Below are 20,543 nucleotides of genomic sequence, written 5' to 3' on the forward strand. Positions count from 1 at the left end.
AAATTTCACTCTTCGGGAAAGCGCCGCGCCAGAATCCCTTCGGCGTCGCGTACGGCGGCCCGCATCCAGCGCAGGCGCAGCGCCGCGGCTTCGAGCGGCGGCAGCCGCCACCCCTCGACCTTCGAGCGCACGCGCTGCGAGAGCATGTAGACGAGGATCGCCGCCGAGGCCGAGACGTTGAGGCTCTCGACCAGCCCGCACATCGGGATGCGCAGGTATTCGTCGGCCGCCGCCATCGCCTCGTCGGAGATGCCGGCGTGCTCGGTGCCGAAGACCAGCGCGAAGGGACCGCGCGCGACGTCGAACGTTTCGGGCGTGCAGCTTTCGCGGTGGGGCGTCGTGGCCACGATCCGGTAGCCTTCGGCCCGCAATGCGGCGATCGCTTCGGCCGTCGAGGCGTGGCGGCGCACGTCGACCCACTTGTCCGTCCCGCGCACGATCGAGGCGTTGGGCGAGAACTTGCAGAGGGTTTCGACCGTGTGCAGCTCCTGCACGCCGAAGGCGTCGCAGTGGCGCATCAGCGCCGAGGCGTTGTGCGGATGGAAGGTGTTTTCGGCCAGCAGCGTCATGTAGCGCGTCCGCTCGGCGAGCGCCGCTGCGAGCGTGCGGCGCCGTTCGTCGGTGAGGAACTCGGCGAGGTGGTCGGCGCGCGCGTCGTACCACTCCTGCGGGCGGTCATTTGCGGTATTTGTCATCTTCGTCGCGGATTTTCAGGTAACTTTCGTAGCGCGACCGCGCCACCTCGCCCCGTGCGACCGCCTCGCGCACGGCACAGCCCGGTTCGTGGGTGTGGGTGCAGTTGTAGAAGCGGCAGCCCGCCCCGATGCGCATCATTTCGGGGAAGTAGTGCCACAGTTCGTGATCGTCGATGTCGATCAGGCCGAATCCCTTGATGCCGGGGGTGTCGATCAGGAACCCGCCGCCCGTGAGGGGGTACATGGCCGAGAAGGTGGTCGTATGCCGTCCTTTGCGGTGGCTCTCCGAGATGCTTCCCGTGCGCAGCGCCAGTCCGGGTTCGAGTGCGCCGACGAGCGTCGACTTGCCGACGCCCGAGTTGCCCGCCACGAGCGTCGTGCGGCCGGCGACGAGCGCACGCACCGCGTCGAGCCCCGTGCCGTCGAGCGTCGAGAGGTCGACGACGCGGTAGCCCGCGCTTTCGTAGGTGGCGTGGAAGGCCGCCGCGGCTTCGGGGTCGGCCGCAGCGAGGTCGTATTTGGCCAGCAGGATCGTCGCGGGGATCTTGTAGGCTTCGCACGTCGCCAGAAAGCGGTCGAGGAATTCGGGGGCCGTCACGGGTTGCGAGAGCGTGGCCACGAGCAATGCCTGATCGATGTTCGCGGCGATGATGTGCGACTCTTTCGAGAGGTTCGAGGCGCGCCGGATGATGTAGTTGCGGCGCGGCAGGATGCGTTCGATCACCCACTCTCCGTCGCCGCCTTCGGTGCAGACCACCTCGTCGCCCACGACGACCGGATTGGTCGAGCGGACGCCTTTGAGGCGGATGCGGCCGCGGATGCGGCAGGCGATCGTGCGCCCTTCGTGCAGCACGTCGTACCAGCTCCCCGTGGCACGGGTGACGACTCCTCGGATCTCGGTGCTCATGCGTTTTGCAGTTTTTCGGTTGTCTCCGGCTTTTCCGCGGGTTCTTCCCGCTCCGGTCGGGGCAGGTACTCGCGGGCGTATTCCCCCAGCGAGGGGAAGATCTTGTCCGCCACGCACATCACCGGTGCGTAGCATTTGGACTCTTCGCGCGTGGAACGGGCGATGAGTTCGGGATCGAAATAGTCGGTCGCCTTGAAGGCGAGTCCCAGCAGCAGCACGGCCTGCAACAGCGCCAGCGCGATGCCCAGCAGCGTGTCGAGACCGCCCAGTCCGATCGTGCTGCATGCCTTGCTTACGAGCCGGCCGACGAGGTTGGCCGCGACGGCCGCGGCGACGAAGACGACGATCGGTCCCGCTACGGCGGCCGTCGTTCCCTCCATGTGCAGCGCCTCGCCGCAGCGGGCGCCGTAGCCCAGTGCGAGCCAGATGCCGCCGACGAGTCCGGCCAGCGAGAAGAGTTTGCCGATGAAGCCTTTGCGCCAGCCGTTGAACACGGCGACGGCCAGTGCGAGCCAGACGATGATGTCGAGAATGTTCATTGGTACGCGGAGCGGGTTATTGTATGGGACAAAGATAGTGCAAGCCGAGCGCAGAACCAAATTTATTTGGTTTTGCCGAGGCGCCGCCTAGCTAAGCGGAGGCTTTGCCCTCCGCAAAGTGGTGCAAGGCAAAGGCAAAAGCAACCTGCGATTTGCAATTTAAGAATTAAAATTAGGAATTCCGTTCCGTCATCCCGAGGATGCGTGAGGATCGGTTGCTGCCGTATCTGCGGGTCGAAGTCTGCGGAGCACGCCCACAGTGGCGGGCCTCCGCGGGCGGAGGCTTCGGCCCGCGCGGCGCTGAGCGCCGCAATGTTGCAGCAGGGTATCGTAACGGCTCGGCAGGATGCTGTTTTAATTGCCTGGCGCTTGCTTCTGCCCTCACTTATTCGTATCTTTGGCTGACGCCTTAGATACTCCCGTTCGGCATAATCAAGCCGGTGCTTGCTTCTGCCCTCACTTATTCGTATCTTTGGCTGACGCCTTAGATACTCCCGTTCGGCATAATCAAGCCGGTGCTTGCTTCTGCCCTCACTTATTCGTATCTTTGGCTGACGCCTTAGATACTCCCGTTCGGCATAATCAAGCCGGTGCTTGCTTCTGCCCTCACTTATTCGTATCTTTGCACGAGGACGGGTTCCGCTCCGTCGCGGACGGAGGCGATCCGGATGCGCCGTTCGAACTAAAACGATAGGAGGATTATGAAACGTTATCTGCTTCTGATCAGTATGCTGGCGGCCTTCGTGGCGGAGTCCGCCGCGCGGGAGGTCTACCGTCTCAACGACGACTGGACTTTCTATTTTCGCAGCGAAAACAGCGCTGACGACGCGCGCAATATCACCCTGCCCCATACGTGGAACCTCGATGCGCTGGCCGGCAACTCGGAGTACCAGCGCACGACGGGCAACTACATGCGCCGGCTCTACATTCCTGCCGACTGGGCGTCGAAGCGGCTCTTCCTGCGCTTCGACGGCGTGCAGACTGTGGCCGACGTCTTCGTCAACGGCTATCATGTCGGCGAGCACCGCGGCGGCTTCACGGCCTTCACGTTCGAAATCACCGGCCGCGTGAAGTTCGGCGCCGAGAACCGCCTGCTCGTGGTGGTCAGCAACACTTTCCAGAACGACGTACTGCCCACCTCGACCGAGCAGAACGTCTACGGCGGCATCTACCGCGACGTCGACCTGATCCTGACCGACAGGGTAGCCGTATCGCCTACGGTCTGGGGAACCGACGGGCTCTTCGTCGAGCAGGTGTCGGTGGACGACGACGCGGTCGAGGGCCGTGCGGCGGTCTATGTCTCCGCGCCGAAGGATTGCCAGGGGATGATTACCCTCACGGTGCGCGATCCCGACGGCTATGTGGTGGTCGAGAAGACGCAAAAGAACAACCGGACGGCCGGCGAGCCGGTGACGATTCCCTTCACCGTCGACGCGCCGCGGCTGTGGAGCCCCGCCGCGCCGAACCTCTATACGGTGACGGCGCGCGTCGCGTGCGACTCGCTGTCGGACGAGGTGACCGTGCGCACCGGGTTCCGGCGGATCGCCGCTTCGGGCCGCGGCCTGCTTGTCAACGGCGACACGGTGCGTCTGCACGGCGTGGCGCTCTACCACGATCGGGCGAGCGTCGCCAACGCCTTCACGGCGGCCGACTACGACGAGGATCTGGCCTTCGTACACGATGTGGGGGCCAATGCCGTCCACTCGGTTTCGGGACCGCACGACCAGTACCTCTACGACCGGCTCGACGAGCGGGGGCTCATGGCGTGGATCGATCTGCCGCTCATGCGTTCGCCCTATCTGGGCGACGTCTTCTACTTCCCGACGGAGCGTTTCCGCGCCAACGGCCGCGAGCAGCTGCGCGAGATCGTCGCCCAGAACTTCAACCACCCCTCGGTGGTGATGTGGGGGATCTTTTCGCTCGTCTGGCAGCGCGGCGACGACGTGACGCCCTATATCCGCGAACTGCATACGGCGCTCAAACGGGTCGACCCGTCGCGTCCGACCGTCGCGCTGAGCAATCAGGACGGCGAGCTGAATACGATCACCGACCTCATTGCGCTCAAACAGAACGTGGGCTGGATGCGGGGCACGACCGACGACGTGGGATACTGGTGCGAGACGCTCCACAAGTCGTGGGGCAATCTGCTGGCGGCCCCCTGCTACGGCGTGCCGGGTTATCCCTCGCAGCAGGACGACCTGCTGGGACGCCCGACGCCCGGAACGCACTGGCTGCCCGAACGGTGGCAAACGCGGTTCCATGAGGAGTACGCCCGCAGGATCGTCTCCGATCCGGCCTTCTGGGGCGAGTGGGTCAACGCGATGTTCGATTTCGGTACGGCGCGCGGCGCCAACGACCGCTACGCCTGCGGCATGGTGACGCTCGACCGCCGGCAGAAGAAGGACATCTACTACCTCTACCGTACCTTGTGGAACCGGCGCGAGCCGACGCTCTACATCGCCGAGCGGCGGTGGCGCGTGCGTCCGTCGGCCGAGCAGCGGATCAAGGTCTATTCGTCGGGCGAAGATCCCGTGCTGCTGGTCAACGGCGACAGCGTGGCGCTCACGAAATACGCCGAGGGGCAGTTCCGTGCCGACTGCAAGCTGCTGCCGGGCGAGAACCGCATCGAAGCGCGCTGCGGCGAGCTGCGCGACAGCGTGGCGCTCAGAGTCGGCACTGCTTTAAAAGCGCGGGACTTTGAGGCCCTTCGCAAAACAAAAGGTCTGCGATCGAAAGATTAGGCGTGAAAGGCAGGCGGTCGGAGAAGACCTGAATATAGGGCGGGGACGCGAAGTCCGCGCCCTCTTTTCGTTTGGGGCGCAGGTCGAGATCGCCTTCGTCGGCCGTCAGATACGCTTCCGAGACGGCCGGCATGGGCAGGCCGAGCAGTTCTGCGATCGTCTCCATGAGGCGCAGGTCGTAGTCGAAGAGGAATTCGTAGCGGCGGGTGTAGAAAGGCTCGAAACGGGGGGCGTAGTGGTCGAAGTAGGGCGAAGCCTTGTAGGCCGAGACCAGCGCCGTCCAGTGCTGATGCTGCCAGCGCTTGGAGTAGTCGATACGCACGTCGCGCATCGGCGTGCGCGGGCGGTTGGCGCGCACTGCCTGCACCGTCAGCGCGAGTACGCCGCCGGCCGTGAGGATGTGCGTGCGGTTGCGCTCCGAGCGTTTGACGAAGTGTTCGCCGCCGTCGACCACGCACGGCCCCTGCGCCCAACGGGCGCAGTATTCGATGCTGGGCAGATAGGCTGCGGGAAGAATCGTCATCTCGGGTCGTATCGTTTCGCTGCGGCGGCACCGTCCGCCGGCTGCAAAAATACGAATCTTTCGGCAATCCGAGCTTTTTTTCTGCGATTTCGCTATTTTTGTATTCCGAAAAAACTACTCCTATGCCTCAGACTTCGCTCCCCTCGGCCGCCTATGCCGACAGCAAACCCCATTACGATATTCTGGACGGCCTGCGCGGCGTCGCTGCGCTGCTGGTCGTGGTCTTCCACCTCTGCGAAGCGCACGCCACGAGCCATTTCGACCAGCTGCTCAACCACGGCTACCTGGCCGTCGATTTCTTCTTCGCCCTTTCGGGATTCGTCATCGGCTACGCCTACGACGACCGTTGGGGGCGGATGACCGTCGGCGGCTTCTTCAAGCGGCGCCTGATCCGCCTGCAACCCATGGTGGTGCTGGGCATGGCCGTCGGTGCGGCGCTGTTCTATTTTCAGGATTGCGATATGTGGCCGGTGCATGCCGTGCCGGTGTGGAAGATGCTCGCGGTGATGCTCGTCGGCATGACGCTGCTGCCCGTGCCGGTGTCGATGGACGTGCGCGGCTGGCAGGAGATGCACCCGCTCAACGGGCCGGGGTGGTCGCTTTTCTACGAATATTGCGCCAATATACTCTATGCCCTCGTCGTGCGGCGTTTTCCGAAATGGCTGCTGGGGGTGCTGGTGGCCGTGTCGGGCGCGGCGCTGATCCGCTTCGCCCTGACGAGCCCCTCGGGCGACATCATCGGCGGCTGGTCGCTCACGGCCGAACAACTGGGCGTGGGCTTCACACGCATGATGTATCCCTTCTTCGGGGGATTGCTGCTCTCGCGTCTCGTGCGTCCGGGGCATGTCCGCCGCGCCTTCTGGTGGTGTTCGCTTGGGCTGGTCGCACTGCTGGCCGTGCCGCGCGTCGGCGGGACGGAGCATCTGTGGCAAAACGGGCTCTACGACGCGCTGGTCGTCGTCGTGCTCTTCCCGCTCATCGTCTGGACGGGTGCGAGCGGTACGGTGACGGGGCGTTCGGCGCGTGTCTGCGAGTTTCTTGGCGATATCTCCTATCCGATCTATATCACCCACTACCCGCTCGTCTACACCTACACGGCGTGGGTGCGCAACCATGGCCTCACGCTCGGCGAGGCATGGCCCGCTGCGGCCGGCACGGTCGTCGTGAGCGTCCTGCTGGCTTACGCCGCGCTGAAATGGTACGACGAGCCGGTGCGCCGCTGGCTCCGACGCGAATTCATGTAGGCACCGCCGTTATTCGGGTTCCTGCCAGTCGCCGTTTTCGCGGATCAGGGCGATGAGGCGGTCGAGCGCCTCCTCCTGCGGGATGTTGCGTTCGACGACGGTGCGCCCCTTGTAGAGGGTGATGCGTCCGGGGGCGGCGCCCACGTAGCCGTAGTCGGCGTCGGCCATCTCGCCGGGGCCGTTGACGATGCAGCCCATGACGCCGATTTTGAGATTTTTCAGATGCGACGTGCGCGCCTTGATCTGCGCCAGCGTCCCCTCGATGTCGTAGAGCGTGCGGCCGCACGAGGGGCAGGCGATGTATTCGGTATGCGAGAAGCGTACGCGCGCCGCTTGCAGGATCATCAGCTCCACGTCGCGCAGCTGGGCCTCCGTGAAGCGGTCGTCGAGGATGCGGATGCCGTCGGCCAGTCCGTCCAGAAAGAGCGGTCCCAGGTCGGCTGCGGCCTTTACGGCCAGTGTCGTGAGATCCGTGTCGTCGTAACGGCGGACGACCGCCGCCGGTTCGTCGCCGTCGAGCGAGAGGATCGCCGCACGCAGTTCGGCCGTGGGGTTCTGCGACGTGCTCTCCAAGAGGCGGAACGCGGAGGTGATCTCGTCGCGCACGACGGGCGTCTGTACGCTGCTTCGGCGGCGGTAGACCGTGGGCGAGTAGCGTTCGGGATGTTTCACCTCGAATGTCCCGGGACGTTCGCGGAAATGGTCGGCGAGCAGCCGGGCCACGGGTATTTCGTTTTCGGGCGCTTCGGTCAGCGAGACGCGGATCGTGTCGCCGATGCCGTCGGCGAGCAGCGCGCCGATCCCCACGGCGCTCTTGATGCGCCCTTCCAGTCCGTTGCCCGCCTCGGTGACGCCCAGGTGGATCGGGTAGGTCATCCCTTCGCGCTCCATCGCCTCGACGAGCAGCCGGTAGGCGGCTACCATCACGCGCGTGTTGCTCGACTTCATCGAGACGACCACCTGGTCGAACGCCTCGCGGCGGCAGACGTGCAGAAACTCCATGGCTGCGGCCACCATCCCTTCGGGCGTGTCGCCCCACTCGTCGAAGATGCGCTTCGAGAGCGAGCCGTGGTTGACGCCGATGCGCAGCGCGACGCCCCGCTCGCGGCAGCGGGCGACGAGCGCTTCCAGTTCGCCGCGGTCGAGGCGGTAGTTGCCCGGGTTGATGCGTACCTTGTCGACGTACTGCGCCGCCACGGCCGCCGCTTCGGGCAGGAAATGGATGTCGGCCACGAGGGCCGTCGTATTCCCGTCGGCACGCAGCCGCTCGGTGATGTCGCGCAGGTTCTCGGCTTCGCGCACCCCCTGCGCCGTGAGGCGCACGATGGGCGCGCCGGCGCGGGCGATGCGCTCGATCTGGGCGACGCAGGCCGCAGTGTCGCGCGTGTCGGTGTTGGTCATCGACTGCACCGCCACGGGATGCGTGCCGCCGATCGTGCAGGCGCCGATGCGGACTTCGTGCGTCGCGCGGCGCCGGTATTGCGTAAGGTCGATCATCTTTTTCCGGTTTTATGACACAAAGTTAGGGAATTATTCCTAACTTTGGCATACGACCCTTTAAATGCGCTGACAATGAACAAGCTATGGATGCTGCTGCTCTCCCTGCTCGGATTCGCGGGGTGCGATGAACCGCAGGAGGACATGTACGGTACCCCCTATGCCGAGTATACGGTCAAGGGGCGTGTGACCGACGCCGCGGGGACGCCGATCGCGGGCATCGAAGTGCGGAGATCGTCCTGGGGCTCCGATCCGTCGGCCGTTCGCACCGATACGCGGGGAGCCTACACGTTCGAAGCCGACGGAAATGTGCTTTACATGCCGCCCGTGCTGACCTTCACCGACACGGACGGCCCGGCCGGCGGCGGCGATTTCGCCGGGAAGGAGGTCGAGGTCGCCTTTGCGGAGAGCGACCGGACGGGCCCGGGCGAGGGAAATTGGATGTACGGGCGTTTCGAGCGCTCGGGCGTCGACGTCGTACTCGCGGAGAAAACAGGAGAGGAGTAGCATGGACGGACGACATCTTTCGCTGCGTAAACGGCTGGGGCTGGAACTCTACCGCCGGCTTCACCGCGAGGCGGTGGAGCGGCACGAACTGCGCACGCTCTTTTGGGAGTGTACGCTGCGCTGCAACCTCCGGTGCGGCCACTGCGGTTCGGACTGCACGGCCTCGCCCGACTGCCAAGACATGCCGGCCGAGGATTTTTTCCGCGTGCTCGACCGCCAGATCACGCCCCGCGTCGATCCGCACCGCGTGATGGTCGTCCTCTCGGGCGGCGAGGTGCTCGTGCGCTCCGACCTGGAACGGATCGGCCGTGCGCTCTACGACCGCGAATACCCGTGGGGGATGGTCACCAACGGCATGGCGCTCACGCCGCAGCGGTTCGACGGACTGCTCGGGGCGGGTCTGCACTCGATGACCGTCTCGATCGACGGATTCGAGGCTGAGCACAACCGTTTGCGCCGCCATCCGCTCAGTTTCGTCCGCGCTGCGGAGGCGGTGCGCATGGCCGCCGCCGAGCCTTCGATCGCCTTCGACGCCGTGACCTGCGTCACGCCGGCGCTCGTGCCCCGGCTCGACGAGTTCAAGGAGTACCTGCTCTCGCTGGGGCTGCGGAGCTGGCGGCTGTTCGCGATCTTTCCGGCGGGACGCGCCGCCGAAGACCCTGCGCTGCAACTCTCCGACGGGCAGTTCCGTGCGCTGATGGAGTTCGTCCGCCGCACGCGGCGCGAAGGGCGTATCGCGTGCAGCTATGCCTGCGAAGGGTTTCTGGGCGGCTACGAGATGGAGGCGCGCGACCATTTCTACCACTGCGACGCCGGTGTGTCGGTGGCCTCGATCCGTGTCGACGGCGCCATCTCGGGCTGTACGTCGGTGCGGGCCGACTATGCGCAGGGTAATATCTACCGCGACGATTTCTGGCAGGTGTGGACCGAGCGGTTCGAACCCTTCCGCCGCCGCGAATGGATGCGTCGGGGTGCGTGCGCCGACTGCGCCGCGTGGCGCTACTGCGAGGGCGGCCCGATGCACCTGCGCGACGCCGACGGAGGGATGATGCACTGCTCCTACCGGCGGCTGTGCCGCTGAGCGGCAGGATGGTTCCGTACGGGTGTCGCAGGAGACTGCGAAACGTCTGTACGGGCCATGAAATCGGCGGCGGCGGGAAAAAAGTGGGGGGGGGGTAGCAGGCTCCGCTTTTTTCGTTATATTTGCCGACGTAATGAGGAAACTTTTTTCGAGATACGCCCTGTCGGCGATCGTCGCGCCTCTGCTGGCCGTCGGTTGCAACGACGGGGTTTTCATCGACGACTTCCTGCCCGAAGCGCCCTCGGTGACGGTCGGGCCGGACGATACGTCCGCCACGATCCGCTTCGAGGCGGGCAACTGGGACATTCTGTCGGTCGAGGGGCCGACGACCTCGCTCCGCGGCGACATCTACGATGCGGAGGGAAATCTCCTCTACGGCAACCATCTGCTCTACGGCGACGGTCTGCTCCGCATGACCTACGACGACGGCCTGCTCGATTTCGGCATCGAGCGCAACGACTACCGTACGTTGCGGATCACCCTCGGCGAGAGTCTGCGCGACGAACCCTGGGAGACGCGGATCCTCGTGGGGAACGACTACGAAAGCGAAACGGTGTCGGTGACGTTCGCCCCTACCGAGAAATACCGTGTCGACAGTGTGGTCTACCGCTGGGACGAGTTCGAAAGCTGGGACAATTCGATCGAGTTGCAGGATGCCTTCACGATCGACAACACCGCCTCGTCGGAACCCGCTTCCGTGGTCGTGTCGCCCTTCCGGAACGCGAAACGGACGGTTCGTTTCTGGCCGGACGACTTCAACGATCGTCGGGAGGAGATCTTCGGTGTGCCGCTGCCCGAAATCGTGATTCCCGACATGGCGGACGGCGCGCCGGTCGTCGCGGAGTCGTCGGCCCGCTTCGCGAGGAACGACCAGCAGCTTCCGCTCTCCTTCCCCGACGACGAGCAGGTGACCGTCACGGCGAAGCCCCACGAACGTTTGAACGTCGAGGTGTATCTGTCGCTCGAACAGTTCCGCGTGCCCTATACCGTCTACGCCTCCGGTCCTGCCGGACGGCAGCGCACCTTCACCGGCACGCTGCACAGTTCGCTGCCGTACGACTATCTGATCCTCAAACCCAAGACCGATGAATAAGGCCATGCGCGTGATCTCCGCTTCGTTTGCTGCTGTTCTGCTGTGCCTGACCGTCGTGTCGCTGCCCGCTCCGGTGCGGGGCGAATCCCTGCGGCGTCCGACGCCGGACAGCCTCGCCCGCCCGGAGGCGCTCGTTCACAAATTCGGCCTCGACGTCAGTCCGGGGGCGCTGTTCCGCACGGACGACTTTTTCAAGGGGGCCAACGCCGCGGGGAAAGAGTTCGGGACGACGCTCTCCGTGCATCTGAAATATGCCTTCCAGTTCGGCCCCGAAACCCGTTTCGGCCGCAACTACCCCTTCACCTATCAAGGCGTCGGACTGGGTTACAACACCTTTTTCAACAGCGCCGAGGTCGGTACGCCCGTAGCGCTCTACGTGTTCCAGCATGCGCGCATCGCCGCGCTGACGGAGCGGCTGTCGCTGGATTACGAGTGGAATTTCGGCCTCTCGTTCGGTTGGAAGCCCTTCGACGAACAGACCAATCCGTTCAACACGGTGGTCGGTTCGAAAATCAATGCCTACATCAATCTGGGGTTGATGCTCAACTGGCGTTTCGCACCGCGGTGGAGCCTGACGGCGGGCGTCGGGCTCACGCACTTCTCCAACGGAAACACGCGCTATCCGAACGGCGGGGTCAACCTCATCGGCGGCCGGGTGGGCGTGATGCGGACCTTCGGCCGCGACGCGGCCGACGACCGGAGGGCCGCCGTGCGGCGCAGCGATCCGTTCCGCCCCTATGTGAGCTACGACGTGATTCTCTACGGCGCGCTGCGCAAGAAGGGATTCTTGCAGGAGAGCCGGGCCTACCTGATCCCCGGGTCGTTCGCTGTGGCGGGTTTGAATTTCACCCCGATGTACAATTTCAGCCGGTTCTTCCGCGCCGGTCTGTCGCTCGACGCCCAGTACGACGAAAGCGCCAACCTCAAAGACCATATCGCCAACGACTATCCGCTGGCCGACGAACTCAAATTCCACCGTCCGCCCTTCAAGGAGCAGTTCGCCGTGGGGGTGTCGATCCGCTGCGAGGTCGTGATGCCGATCTTTTCGATCAATCTGGGTATCGGCAAGAACCTGATCGGCAGGGGAGACGACACGAATTCGTTCTACCAGGTCTTCGCCCTCAAAGCCGATGTGGCGTGCAACGTCTTCCTGCACGTCGGGTATCAGCTCTACAAGTTCCGCAATCCGAACAACCTGATGCTGGGCGTCGGTTACCGGTTCAACGGGCGTTGACGGTTCGCTGCACGATTGAAATCAAATAGGGCTTCGCGGCAAAATCTTTATTTGGCTGCGGTCTCGATGTACCTCTGCCGTTCGGCTTTTCGGATTTTTGGCTTCGCCGAAGATACTCCGTCTCGGCATAATCAAGCTGTCGCTTGCTTCTGCGCTCGACTTTTCGTATCTTTGTAAAAACAAACGATAGACCCGATGAAACGTACCCTCTCCTTTCTGCTTCCGGCCGCAGCGATGCTGCTGGCCGCCTGCGGCGGTGCGAACGACCGTCCCTCCTTCCCCGATTTTCAGGAAATGGCCGATCCTGCGGCCGCATTCGCCGACTGGTCGGCGGCCGGCGATACTCCCTGCGCGTCGTTCGTGACGACGGATCGCCGCTTCGGCAAGTCGCAGCTGCCCGACGTGGAGCCGCGGACGGCGTGCCGCCTGACGGCATGGCGCGGCGAGCGGGTGTCGGCGCAGTTGCTCGTATGGAGTGCGCAGCCCGTGGAGCGGCTCGTCTGTACGGCAGGGGTGCTGACCTCCGATGAAGGGCGGCTGCCCGAAAGTGCGGTGCGCACCCGTTTCGTGCGCTACGTGATGAGCGACGAATTCGCCTGCGGCTGCTGCAAGCGCAAGCCGCAGGATTTCGCGGCGGTGCTGACTGCCGACATGCTCGACGAGCGGCCTTCGATGGCGCTCGAAGCCTGCACGGTGCGTCCGGTATGGATCACCGTCGACGTGCCGCAGGATGCCGCGCCCGGACTCTACCGCACGCCGGTGACGGTCGCCTGCGACGGCGACGAGCAGCGGCTCGAACTGGCCGTGGAGGTCACCGGCCGCACGCTTCCCGCACCCTCCGAGTGGCGGTACCACCTCGATCTGTGGCAGCATCCCGCCGCCGTGGCGCGCGTCGAGGGGACGGAGATGTGGAGCGACGCCCATTTCGAGGCGCTCCGCCCCGTGATGAAGCCGCTGGCCGACGCCGGACAGAAGGTCGTCACGGCGACGCTCAACAAGGATCCGTGGAACAACCAGTGCTACGACGCCTACGCCGACATGATCGTCTGGACGAAGGGCGCCGACGGCGCGTGGACATACGACTATGCGGCCTTCGACCGCTGGGTGGAGTTCATGGAGGGGCTGGGCGTCGACAAACAGATCAACTGCTACTCGATGCTGCCGTGGAACAATATGCTGCACTACCGCGACGCCGCGACGGGCGAGTGGGTGGACGTGAAGGCCGAACCGGGCCAGCCCGCCTTCGACGAGATGTGGCGGCCGTTCCTCGCCGATTTCGTGCGGCATCTGGAAGAAAAAGGGTGGCTGGCGAAGACCTGCATCGCCATGGACGAGCGGTCGCCCGAACAGATGGAGATCGCCGTGGCCTTCCTCGCGGAACACGCTCCGCAGCTGGGCATCGCGCTGGCCGACAACCACGACAGCTACAAGCGTTACCCGCAGCTGCACGACATCTGCGTCTCGGCACGGCAGGAGGTCGCTCCCGAGGATATCGCCGCGCGCCGCGCCGCAGGGCAGGTGACGACCTACTACGTCTGCTGCTCGCACCGCTATCCCAACATGTTCACCTTCTCCGATCCGGTCGAGGCGACCGTGGCGGCGTGGTACGCCGTGGCCAACGGCTACGACGGCTTCCTGCGCTGGGCCTACAACTCGTGGACGGAAGACCCGCTGCGCGATTCGCGTTTCCGCACGTGGCCCGCGGGCGATACCTACGTCATCTATCCGGGCGGCCGGTCGTCGATCCGTTTCGAGCGCCTGCGCGAAGGGATTCAGGATGCCGAGAAGATCCGTATCCTGCGCGCCGAAGCGGGCCGCGGGAACTCGGCCGGGGCTGATGAAAAACGGGCGCGGCTCGAAGCGGTCATCGCCCCTTTCGCATCGCGCGAGCCGGCCGCCGACCTGCACGAGCGGCTGGCCGAGGCCAAGCGGGTGCTCAACGAATTGTAACGCCGCAATGGGAAACTGGTATACGGACGACGTGAAATACATCGCCGGCGTCGGCGAGGCACGGGCCAAACTGCTCGACAAGGAGTTGGGTATAGCGACCGTGGGCGATCTGCTTTACCATTTCCCGTTCCGCTATATCGACCGCACGAAGATCTACCGGATCGCCGAAATCGGCGCTTCGGGGCAGACGCTCGTCCAGTTCCGGGGTCGCGTCACCGGCGTGGCCTATGCCGGCGCAGGACGCAAACGACGCTTCACGGCCTATGTCGCGGATGCCACGGGACAGGCCGAGCTGGTGTGGTTCCAGGGGATCAAGTGGATCGAGAAGCGCATCGAAGTGGGGCGCGAATACCTCGTCTTCGGCCGCCCGTCGTTCTTCCGCAACGAACTCTCGCTGGTGCATCCCGAGGTGGAGACCGTCGAAAAGGCGTTGTCGCGGCGTGCCGAGAGCGGTTTGCAGGGGATCTACTCCTCGACCGAGCGGCTGTCGTCGGTGTTGGGAACCAAAGGGTTTCATACGATCGTGAGCAATGCGTGGCGGATTGCGGGCGAGCGCATCGGCGAGACGCTGCCTCCCGAGATGCGCAGGCAGTACGGACTGGCGACCCTGCGCGAAGCGCTCTACAACATCCATTTCCCCCAGTCGCCGGAGGCGCTCCGGCAGGCGCAGTACCGCCTCAAATTCGAGGAGCTGCTCGGCGTGCAGCTCAACGTGATGGCGCGCCGTTCGGAGCGTCTGGCCCGAAACGACGGTTTCTATTTCGCCCGCGTGGGGGAGTCGTTCAATACGTTTTACAGGGAGAAGCTGCCCTTTCCGCTTACGGGGGCGCAGAAGCGCGTCGTGCGCGAAATCCGGCAGGATACGGTGACGGGCTACCAGATGAACCGGCTGTTGCAGGGCGACGTGGGGTCGGGCAAGACGCTCGTGGCGCTGCTGTCGATGCTGCTGGCCGTCGACAACGGTTTTCAGGCCTGCATGATGGCTCCCACCGAGATTCTGGCGCGGCAGCACTACGCCACGCTCACGCGCCTGCTCGACGGGCTGTCCGTGCGGGTGGCGATCCTCACGGGTGCGTCGAAGGCCCGCGAACGCCGCGCCGCACTCGAAGGGGTCGCGTCGGGCGAGGTGCAGCTGCTGGTGGGAACCCATGCGCTCATCGAGGACAGGGTGCGCTTCGCCAACCTGGGGCTGGTCGTCATCGACGAGCAGCACCGTTTCGGCGTCGAACAGCGGGCGCGGATGTGGACGAAGAACGAGCAGCCGCCCCACGTGCTGGTGATGACCGCCACGCCCATTCCGCGGACGCTCGCCATGACGCTCTACGGCGATCTCGACGTCTCGGTGATCGACGAGCTGCCGCCCGGACGCCGGCCCGTGCGCACGGTGCACTACACCGATGCGGCGCGGCTCAGGGTGTGGGGGTTCCTGCGGCAGGAGATCGCCCGGGGTCGCCAGGCCTATGTGGTCTACCCGCTGATCGAAGAGTCGGAATCGATGGATTACAAGGATTTGCAGGACGGTTACGAGGCCATTTCGCGCGACTTTCCGCTGCCGGAGTACGTCGTCGAGGTGGTGCACGGCCGCATGAAGCCCGAGGACAAGGAGGCGGCGATGCGCCGCTTCAAGTCGGGCGAGGCGCAGATACTGGTCTCGACGACGGTTATCGAGGTGGGGGTCGACGTCCCCAATGCCACGGTGATGGTCATCGAGTCGGCCGAACGTTTCGGCCTGTCGCAGCTGCATCAGCTGCGCGGACGCGTGGGGCGCGGCGCCGAGCAGTCGTACTGCATCCTCATGTCGGGCGAGAAACTCTCGAAGGAGGCGCGGGCGCGGCTCGACGCGATGTGCCAGACCAACGACGGGTTCCGCCTTGCGGAGCTCGACCTCAAACTGCGCGGCGCGGGCGATATCGCCGGTACGCAGCAGAGCGGTATGGCCTTTGATTTGAAGATAGCCAATCCGACGCTCGACGTGCAGATTCTGCAACTTACGCGCGATGCGGCCGGCGGGGTGCTCGCCGCCGATGCGGCGCTCGCGGCGCCCGAGCACGCCGGATTGCGCGAACTGAAACGACGCTATTCGGGGGAGAAGTCGATCGATTTCTCGATGATCTCCTGACGCCGCGAAAATAAAAGCGGCGCGGAACCCGTTTGTTTATTAACAGACGCTTTCCCGCCTCGGCGAAGTCCGAACAAGTTCGGCTCTATGCTCGGCTTAACGAAAACGGTGAATTTTTTTCTTCGTTTTCTCGCCTCGGCAAAGCTCGCGCAAGCGCGGCTCTGCACTCGGCTTAACGAAAACGGTGAATGACAGATGAAACAACTTACGATGAAACGAATCCTCATACTTTTTCTGCTGACGGGAGGCATATTCTCCGCCGCGGGACAGATCTACGTGCCCGGCGAAGAGTTGTTCTACCGTGTCAGCTACCGCGCCAAGCTGGTGCCCAATACGGAGGTGGCCACCGTCGTGGTGCGTACCTCCGAGGTCGAACTCGACGGACAGACCGTCTATAACGTCTTCGGACAGGGCAAGACGCTGGCCTCGTTCCGGTGGTTCTTCTCGCTCGACGACCGGTACAACATCTGGGTCGATACCGCGACGCTGCGCACCGTGCGATTCACGAGCGATATCCACGAAGGGGGCTATACCTTCCGCAGCCGGTTCGACTACGACTGGCCGGCGCGGCGCGTGGCGACCCGCTGGCAGCGGCGCACGCTGCCCGAAAACCGGAAGGAGATGGCGCTCACCGACGTGAGCATGGACGCCGTGTCGCTCTTTTTCAACATGCGCAGCGCCGACGCTGCGTCGTTCCGCGTCGGCGAGCAGCGTGTCTTGCAGATGGTGCTCGAAGATACGATCCGCCATTTGCGCTACCGCTTCGAGGGGCGCGAGGTGAAGAAAATCCGCAACATGGGGAAATTCAACACGTTGAAGTTCGCCTGCCAGATCGGTACCTCCGAGAGTTTCTCGTTCACCGACGGATCGGAGTTCTTCATCTGGCTGTCGGACGACGAGAACAAGATTCCCCTTCACCTCGAATCGCCCATTCGCGTGGGAAGCGTCAATGCCTATATCACGGGGTATAAGGGGCTGAAATATCCGTTGACCAGCAAAATCAGGTGAAGATGAAACTGACGCAGATCGATTTGGCGGAGGGCCGCGGCGGATCGCAGCGGGAGGTGTCGGCATCGGAAGCGGTCGCACGCGCGGAAGAGGCGTGCGGCGGTACGCTGCTGCTTTTCGAACCGGACGGCGCGCCGCGCGCGGCCGTCGCGATCTGTCCGGGCGGCGGATTCGGTAAGGTCAACACGGAACACGAGGGGGTTGCCTTCGCCGAATGGTTCGTTGCACACGGCATCGCCGCCGGCGTGGTGAAGTACCGTCTGCCCGAAGGCGATCCGGCGCTTCCGCAGCAGGATGTCGAACGGGCCGCGGAGTTGCTGCGCAATCGTTTCGACGGCGTGAAGACCGGTGTGCTGGGCGCCTCGATCGGCGGTTATCTGGCGGCTTGCGCGGCACTCGCGCAGCCTGCGGCGCGGCGTCCCGATTTCCAGCTGCTGTTTTATCCGGTGGTGAGCATGGAAGAAGAGTTCGCGCATCGTCCTTCGATGCTGCGCATGTTCGGCCGCGAGCTGCACGGCCTGGAAGCCAAACGCCGTTCCCCGCTCTACCGGATCGATCGGGCGGCGCCTCCGGCCTTTCTCGCCGCGGCGGCCGACGACGGCGCCGTGACGCCGCTCGGCGCGTGCCGTTATGCCGAATGCCTGCTGGCGGCGGGTGCGGGCGCCGCGTTGCATCTCTATCCCTCCGGCGGCCACGGATTCGGCCTGCGACGGGAGTTCGCGTGGCGCGAAGCGCTTGTCGGGGAGTTGAGGATGTGGCTCGATGCGACGATCGGGACGGTGTGATTTCTCCGTTTCCGAAAAAAATTCTATCTTTGAGACCAAAACCGTATCGTTATGGAAGAGAATAAAGACTATAATCCGTCGCAGTACGAGGACGACGATCGAATGGAGGCTCCGAAGAGCGCCAAATCGATCCGCGGTTACCAGACGATCATCGTCATCCTGGCCGTCATCCTGGCCGCGCTGTCGATCCTCTATTTCAATATCCACCGTCAGCAGCAGGAGGAGTACGATCTGCTGTTGGTCGACCGCGATTCGATCAAGAGCAACCTCTCGCACCTGATGGAGGATTTCGACAACCTTCAAATTTCGAACGACAGCATTTCGCAGAGCCTCGGTCTCGAACGCAGCCGCGCCGATTCGCTCATGGAGCGGCTCACCAAGGAGCGTTCGTGGAGCTACGCCAAGATCAAGAAGTACGAGAAGGAGATCGGAACCATGCGGACGATCATGCGCGGCTATCTGCGTCAGATCGATTCGCTCAATACGCTCAACAAGAACCTGATCAAGGAGAACGTCTCCTACCGCAAGGAGATTTCGTCGGCCAACCTGCGTGCCGAAGTGGCCGAGGAGAAGGCTTCGGAGCTGAGCACCAAGGTACGTCAGGGTGCGGTGATCCGCGCACGGGGCATCCGGCTCGTGCCGCTCAACGCGCGCGACAAGGAGGTGTCGCGCGTGAAGAACGCCTCGCGCCTGCGCGTCGAATTCACGCTGGCGGGCAACGACCTGGCCGAGCCGGGCGAACGGACGGTTTACGTGCGCATCACCTCGCCCGACGGGTACGTGCAGTCCAATGCATCGGCGGCGACCTTCGAGTTCGAGGGCGAGCGGCTGACCTACACCGCTTCGCGCGACGTCGACTACCAGAATGAAGACCTGGCCGTGGGCGTCTACTACAACGACGGCGCCGGCTTCACGGCCGGAACCTACCGCGTCGAGGTCTATGCCGACGGCCGCCTGGCCGGTCAGAGCGACATCGTGCTGCGGTAAGGGCCGGTTTCGTTAAGGCGGGTGCAGAGCTGCGCTTGCGCGGGCTCTGCCGAGGTGAGAAGACGGAGAAAAGATTCGACGAAAAGGTCGGGAACGATCTGTTTGCAGCATGAAAAAAGGAGTCGCAAGACTCCTTTTTCCTTTATCTGCCCGCCTGCCGGACGGTGAGTTGACTCCACTCCATCCAATAGTTTGGAATGTTCGTGATGAACCGTATCCGGATCTCCTTTTGCTGTCCGGTGTTCGTGTCGGCGCCGAGATGAAGCGTTTGGAGATAACGTGGAACACAGTGCTGTTCGCCTTTGTATTCTACGTCGATGTAGTCGTAGATTTCCAACTTCTCCGATGCCGGATCGGGGGTGACCTTTATGGTGAATCCTTCGACCTTGTATTCTCCGAGTCCGGACATCGAGTATCCTCCGATACCGAACTCTTGAACACCTTTCGAAACGATCCGTAACTCGACGGTGTTTTGTTCGGCCGGCAGTTCGAGAATGTATCCGTCGGTTTCCACGAGCTGTTGCCCGTCGAGCATATAGATTCCACCGAAGACAAGACCCCCTTCGGTGTACTCCTCTTCTTTTTCCTTACAGGAGAAGTTCGAGAGTGCCGACAGCGCAATCAGTATGGCGAATATCTTTTTCATAATTAGGTGTTCGTTATTTCGCTCCCGCCTGCCGGATGGTGATGTCGGCGCATTCGGGCATGGGATTCTGTGTGATAATTCGGAATCGACAGTCTCTCGCTTGCTTTTGCCCGTTCGTCTCTGCGATTATTCTGAGTGTCTGTACATATCGCGGAATGTTCCGTGTCTCGCCGTCAACCTTGATCGGAATATAGTCGTAGATAACAGCATCGTCCCCCGTGAATCCGGTCAGGATCGTAAGGGTAATTTCGGGTGATTGATCCAGTTTTTCGATCTTTACGGCTCCTTCCGATACGATTTGCAGGTCGACGTCACGTTGCTTGGAGTCGATATCGATCGTATGTTCGTGCAGCAAGATCAGTTCATCGCCGTCGAGCAGGAAGACGTCGTGGGCGAGGTATACGCCGCCTTCGAAATCGACGTCGTCCTTGCAGGAGGTGCTCAGCATCGCGCCCAGCGCAAGCAGAACGGTAATCAGTTTTTTCATAATCAGTAACCGTTATTTCGTTCCCGCCTGCCGGACGGTGATGTCGGCGGCACTGCTGTCTAAGGCCCCGGGTGTCCAAATCCTGAATTTTACAATTCTGGGGAGTTTGAACGCATTTTGTTTTGCACTTATGCTGACGGTTTGCAGATAGCGCGGTCGATCTTTGTGTACGACTCCCCAAGAATCGACGGTGTAGTCGTATATCTCGGCCTCTTCGAGTTTCTTCGTGAGCGTGACGGAAATAGCGTCGGGGAGGTTCATGCCGAAGTGATCCAGATCGATACTTTGTTGGTTGTAGATTCCCGACGAAACGATTTGCAGATCGACGGTGCACTGCTGTGCGGGCAATTCGACGGTGTATCCGTGTGCCTCGATGAGATTTTCGCCATCGAGAATATAAGCGTCATGGAAATCCCAGTCACCACCTACTTGCTTTTCCTCACAGGCACAGCAAAGCAACGCGAGCAGGGCGATGGAGATGGTTGTATGTTTTTTCATTT

Annotated in this window: 19 protein-coding genes; 11 read left to right on the forward strand and 8 right to left on the reverse strand. The window is 63.3% G+C overall.

What is annotated here, in order from left to right:
- Window positions 1-5: 5 nt before the first annotated feature.
- Genes FMF02_RS06975 through FMF02_RS06985 form a run of 3 tightly spaced genes read right to left on the reverse strand, consistent with a single transcriptional unit; the run spans window position 6 to window position 2,141 of the window.
- Window positions 6-695 carry a TrmH family RNA methyltransferase gene (locus FMF02_RS06975; protein ID WP_019130497.1) on the reverse strand — a complete coding sequence of 230 codons (690 nt, stop codon included), beginning with the start codon at window positions 693-695 and terminating at the stop codon, window positions 6-8.
- Window positions 676-1,602 (reverse strand): ribosome small subunit-dependent GTPase A, encoded by a 927-nt coding sequence (rsgA, locus tag FMF02_RS06980; protein ID WP_141412613.1) that lies wholly within the window; start codon window positions 1,600-1,602, stop codon window positions 676-678. The genes FMF02_RS06975 and rsgA overlap by 20 nt, the downstream gene beginning before the upstream one ends.
- Window positions 1,599-2,141: a CvpA family protein gene (locus FMF02_RS06985; RefSeq protein ID WP_019130495.1), complete on the reverse strand. Its 543-nt coding sequence runs from the start codon at window positions 2,139-2,141 to the stop codon at window positions 1,599-1,601. Before FMF02_RS06985 ends, rsgA begins: the two co-directional genes overlap by 4 nt.
- 701 nt (window positions 2,142-2,842) lie before the next feature.
- Between FMF02_RS06985 and FMF02_RS06990 the strand changes: the two genes are divergently transcribed.
- The gene (locus FMF02_RS06990; RefSeq protein WP_141412614.1) at window positions 2,843-4,882 is read left to right on the forward strand and encodes a glycoside hydrolase family 2 protein; all 2,040 of its coding nucleotides are present in this window, start codon (window positions 2,843-2,845) and stop codon (window positions 4,880-4,882) included.
- Here FMF02_RS06990 and FMF02_RS06995 read toward each other — a convergent pair.
- The gene (locus FMF02_RS06995) at window positions 4,806-5,405 is read right to left on the reverse strand and encodes a WbqC family protein (protein ID WP_141412615.1); all 600 of its coding nucleotides are present in this window, start codon (window positions 5,403-5,405) and stop codon (window positions 4,806-4,808) included. The genes FMF02_RS06990 and FMF02_RS06995 overlap by 77 nt on opposite strands.
- A 122-nt stretch (window positions 5,406-5,527) precedes the next feature.
- Between FMF02_RS06995 and FMF02_RS07000 the strand changes: the two genes are divergently transcribed.
- The gene (locus tag FMF02_RS07000; protein WP_019130492.1) at window positions 5,528-6,649 is read left to right on the forward strand and encodes an acyltransferase family protein; all 1,122 of its coding nucleotides are present in this window, start codon (window positions 5,528-5,530) and stop codon (window positions 6,647-6,649) included.
- A 9-nt stretch (window positions 6,650-6,658) separates the two neighbouring features.
- On the opposite strand, the gene ispG is transcribed toward FMF02_RS07000, so the two are convergent.
- Window positions 6,659-8,146: a (E)-4-hydroxy-3-methylbut-2-enyl-diphosphate synthase gene (gene ispG / locus FMF02_RS07005; protein ID WP_141412616.1), complete on the reverse strand. Its 1,488-nt coding sequence runs from the start codon at window positions 8,144-8,146 to the stop codon at window positions 6,659-6,661.
- A gap of 75 nt (window positions 8,147-8,221) precedes the next feature.
- On the opposite strand from ispG, the gene FMF02_RS07010 reads away from it, so the two are divergent.
- From FMF02_RS07010 to FMF02_RS07050, 9 genes are all read left to right on the forward strand, one after another.
- Complete coding sequence (locus FMF02_RS07010; RefSeq protein ID WP_141412617.1) at window positions 8,222-8,653, forward strand: radical SAM-associated putative lipoprotein; 432 nt, start codon at window positions 8,222-8,224, stop codon at window positions 8,651-8,653.
- Window position 8,654: 1 nt separating this feature from the next.
- Window positions 8,655-9,734 carry a TIGR04133 family radical SAM/SPASM protein gene (locus FMF02_RS07015; RefSeq protein ID WP_141412618.1) on the forward strand — a complete coding sequence of 360 codons (1,080 nt, stop codon included), beginning with the start codon at window positions 8,655-8,657 and terminating at the stop codon, window positions 9,732-9,734.
- A 133-nt stretch (window positions 9,735-9,867) separates the two neighbouring features.
- Window positions 9,868-10,827 (forward strand): hypothetical protein, encoded by a 960-nt coding sequence (locus tag FMF02_RS07020; protein ID WP_141412619.1) that lies wholly within the window; start codon window positions 9,868-9,870, stop codon window positions 10,825-10,827.
- The gene (locus tag FMF02_RS07025) at window positions 10,820-12,061 is read left to right on the forward strand and encodes an acyloxyacyl hydrolase (protein ID WP_229090230.1); all 1,242 of its coding nucleotides are present in this window, start codon (window positions 10,820-10,822) and stop codon (window positions 12,059-12,061) included. Before FMF02_RS07020 ends, FMF02_RS07025 begins: the two co-directional genes overlap by 8 nt.
- A gap of 195 nt (window positions 12,062-12,256) precedes the next feature.
- Entirely contained in the window at window positions 12,257-14,011 is a 1,755-nt protein-coding gene (locus FMF02_RS07030; protein WP_141412620.1) for a DUF4091 domain-containing protein, read from the forward strand.
- Window positions 14,012-14,018: 7 nt separating this feature from the next.
- Window positions 14,019-16,130 (forward strand): ATP-dependent DNA helicase RecG, encoded by a 2,112-nt coding sequence (recG, locus tag FMF02_RS07035; protein ID WP_141412621.1) that lies wholly within the window; start codon window positions 14,019-14,021, stop codon window positions 16,128-16,130.
- Between the two features lie 195 nt (window positions 16,131-16,325).
- On the forward strand, window positions 16,326-17,138 hold the full coding sequence (locus tag FMF02_RS07040) for a DUF3108 domain-containing protein (RefSeq protein ID WP_019130484.1): 813 nt from the start codon (window positions 16,326-16,328) through the stop codon (window positions 17,136-17,138).
- Between the two features lie 2 nt (window positions 17,139-17,140).
- On the forward strand, window positions 17,141-17,923 hold the full coding sequence (locus tag FMF02_RS07045; RefSeq protein WP_019130483.1) for an alpha/beta hydrolase: 783 nt from the start codon (window positions 17,141-17,143) through the stop codon (window positions 17,921-17,923).
- Window positions 17,924-17,974: 51 nt separating this feature from the next.
- Window positions 17,975-18,910 carry a DUF8429 coiled-coil domain-containing protein gene (locus tag FMF02_RS07050; protein ID WP_019130482.1) on the forward strand — a complete coding sequence of 312 codons (936 nt, stop codon included), beginning with the start codon at window positions 17,975-17,977 and terminating at the stop codon, window positions 18,908-18,910.
- Between the two features lie 142 nt (window positions 18,911-19,052).
- Here FMF02_RS07050 and FMF02_RS07055 read toward each other — a convergent pair whose 3' ends face one another.
- The 3 genes from FMF02_RS07055 to FMF02_RS07065 are packed head-to-tail and all read right to left on the reverse strand — an operon-like array spanning window position 19,053 to window position 20,541.
- Window positions 19,053-19,556, reverse strand: a complete 504-nt coding sequence (locus tag FMF02_RS07055; RefSeq protein ID WP_141412622.1) for a hypothetical protein — start codon at window positions 19,554-19,556, stop codon at window positions 19,053-19,055.
- Window positions 19,557-19,569: 13 nt separating this feature from the next.
- Window positions 19,570-20,043 (reverse strand): hypothetical protein, encoded by a 474-nt coding sequence (locus tag FMF02_RS07060; RefSeq protein WP_141412623.1) that lies wholly within the window; start codon window positions 20,041-20,043, stop codon window positions 19,570-19,572.
- Between the two features lie 12 nt (window positions 20,044-20,055).
- Window positions 20,056-20,541 carry a hypothetical protein gene (locus FMF02_RS07065; protein WP_141412624.1) on the reverse strand — a complete coding sequence of 162 codons (486 nt, stop codon included), beginning with the start codon at window positions 20,539-20,541 and terminating at the stop codon, window positions 20,056-20,058.
- Between the last annotated feature and the right edge of the window lie 2 nt (window positions 20,542-20,543).

This window comes from Alistipes communis, assembly GCF_006542665.1.
GTDB classification, from domain to species: domain Bacteria; phylum Bacteroidota; class Bacteroidia; order Bacteroidales; family Rikenellaceae; genus Alistipes; species Alistipes communis.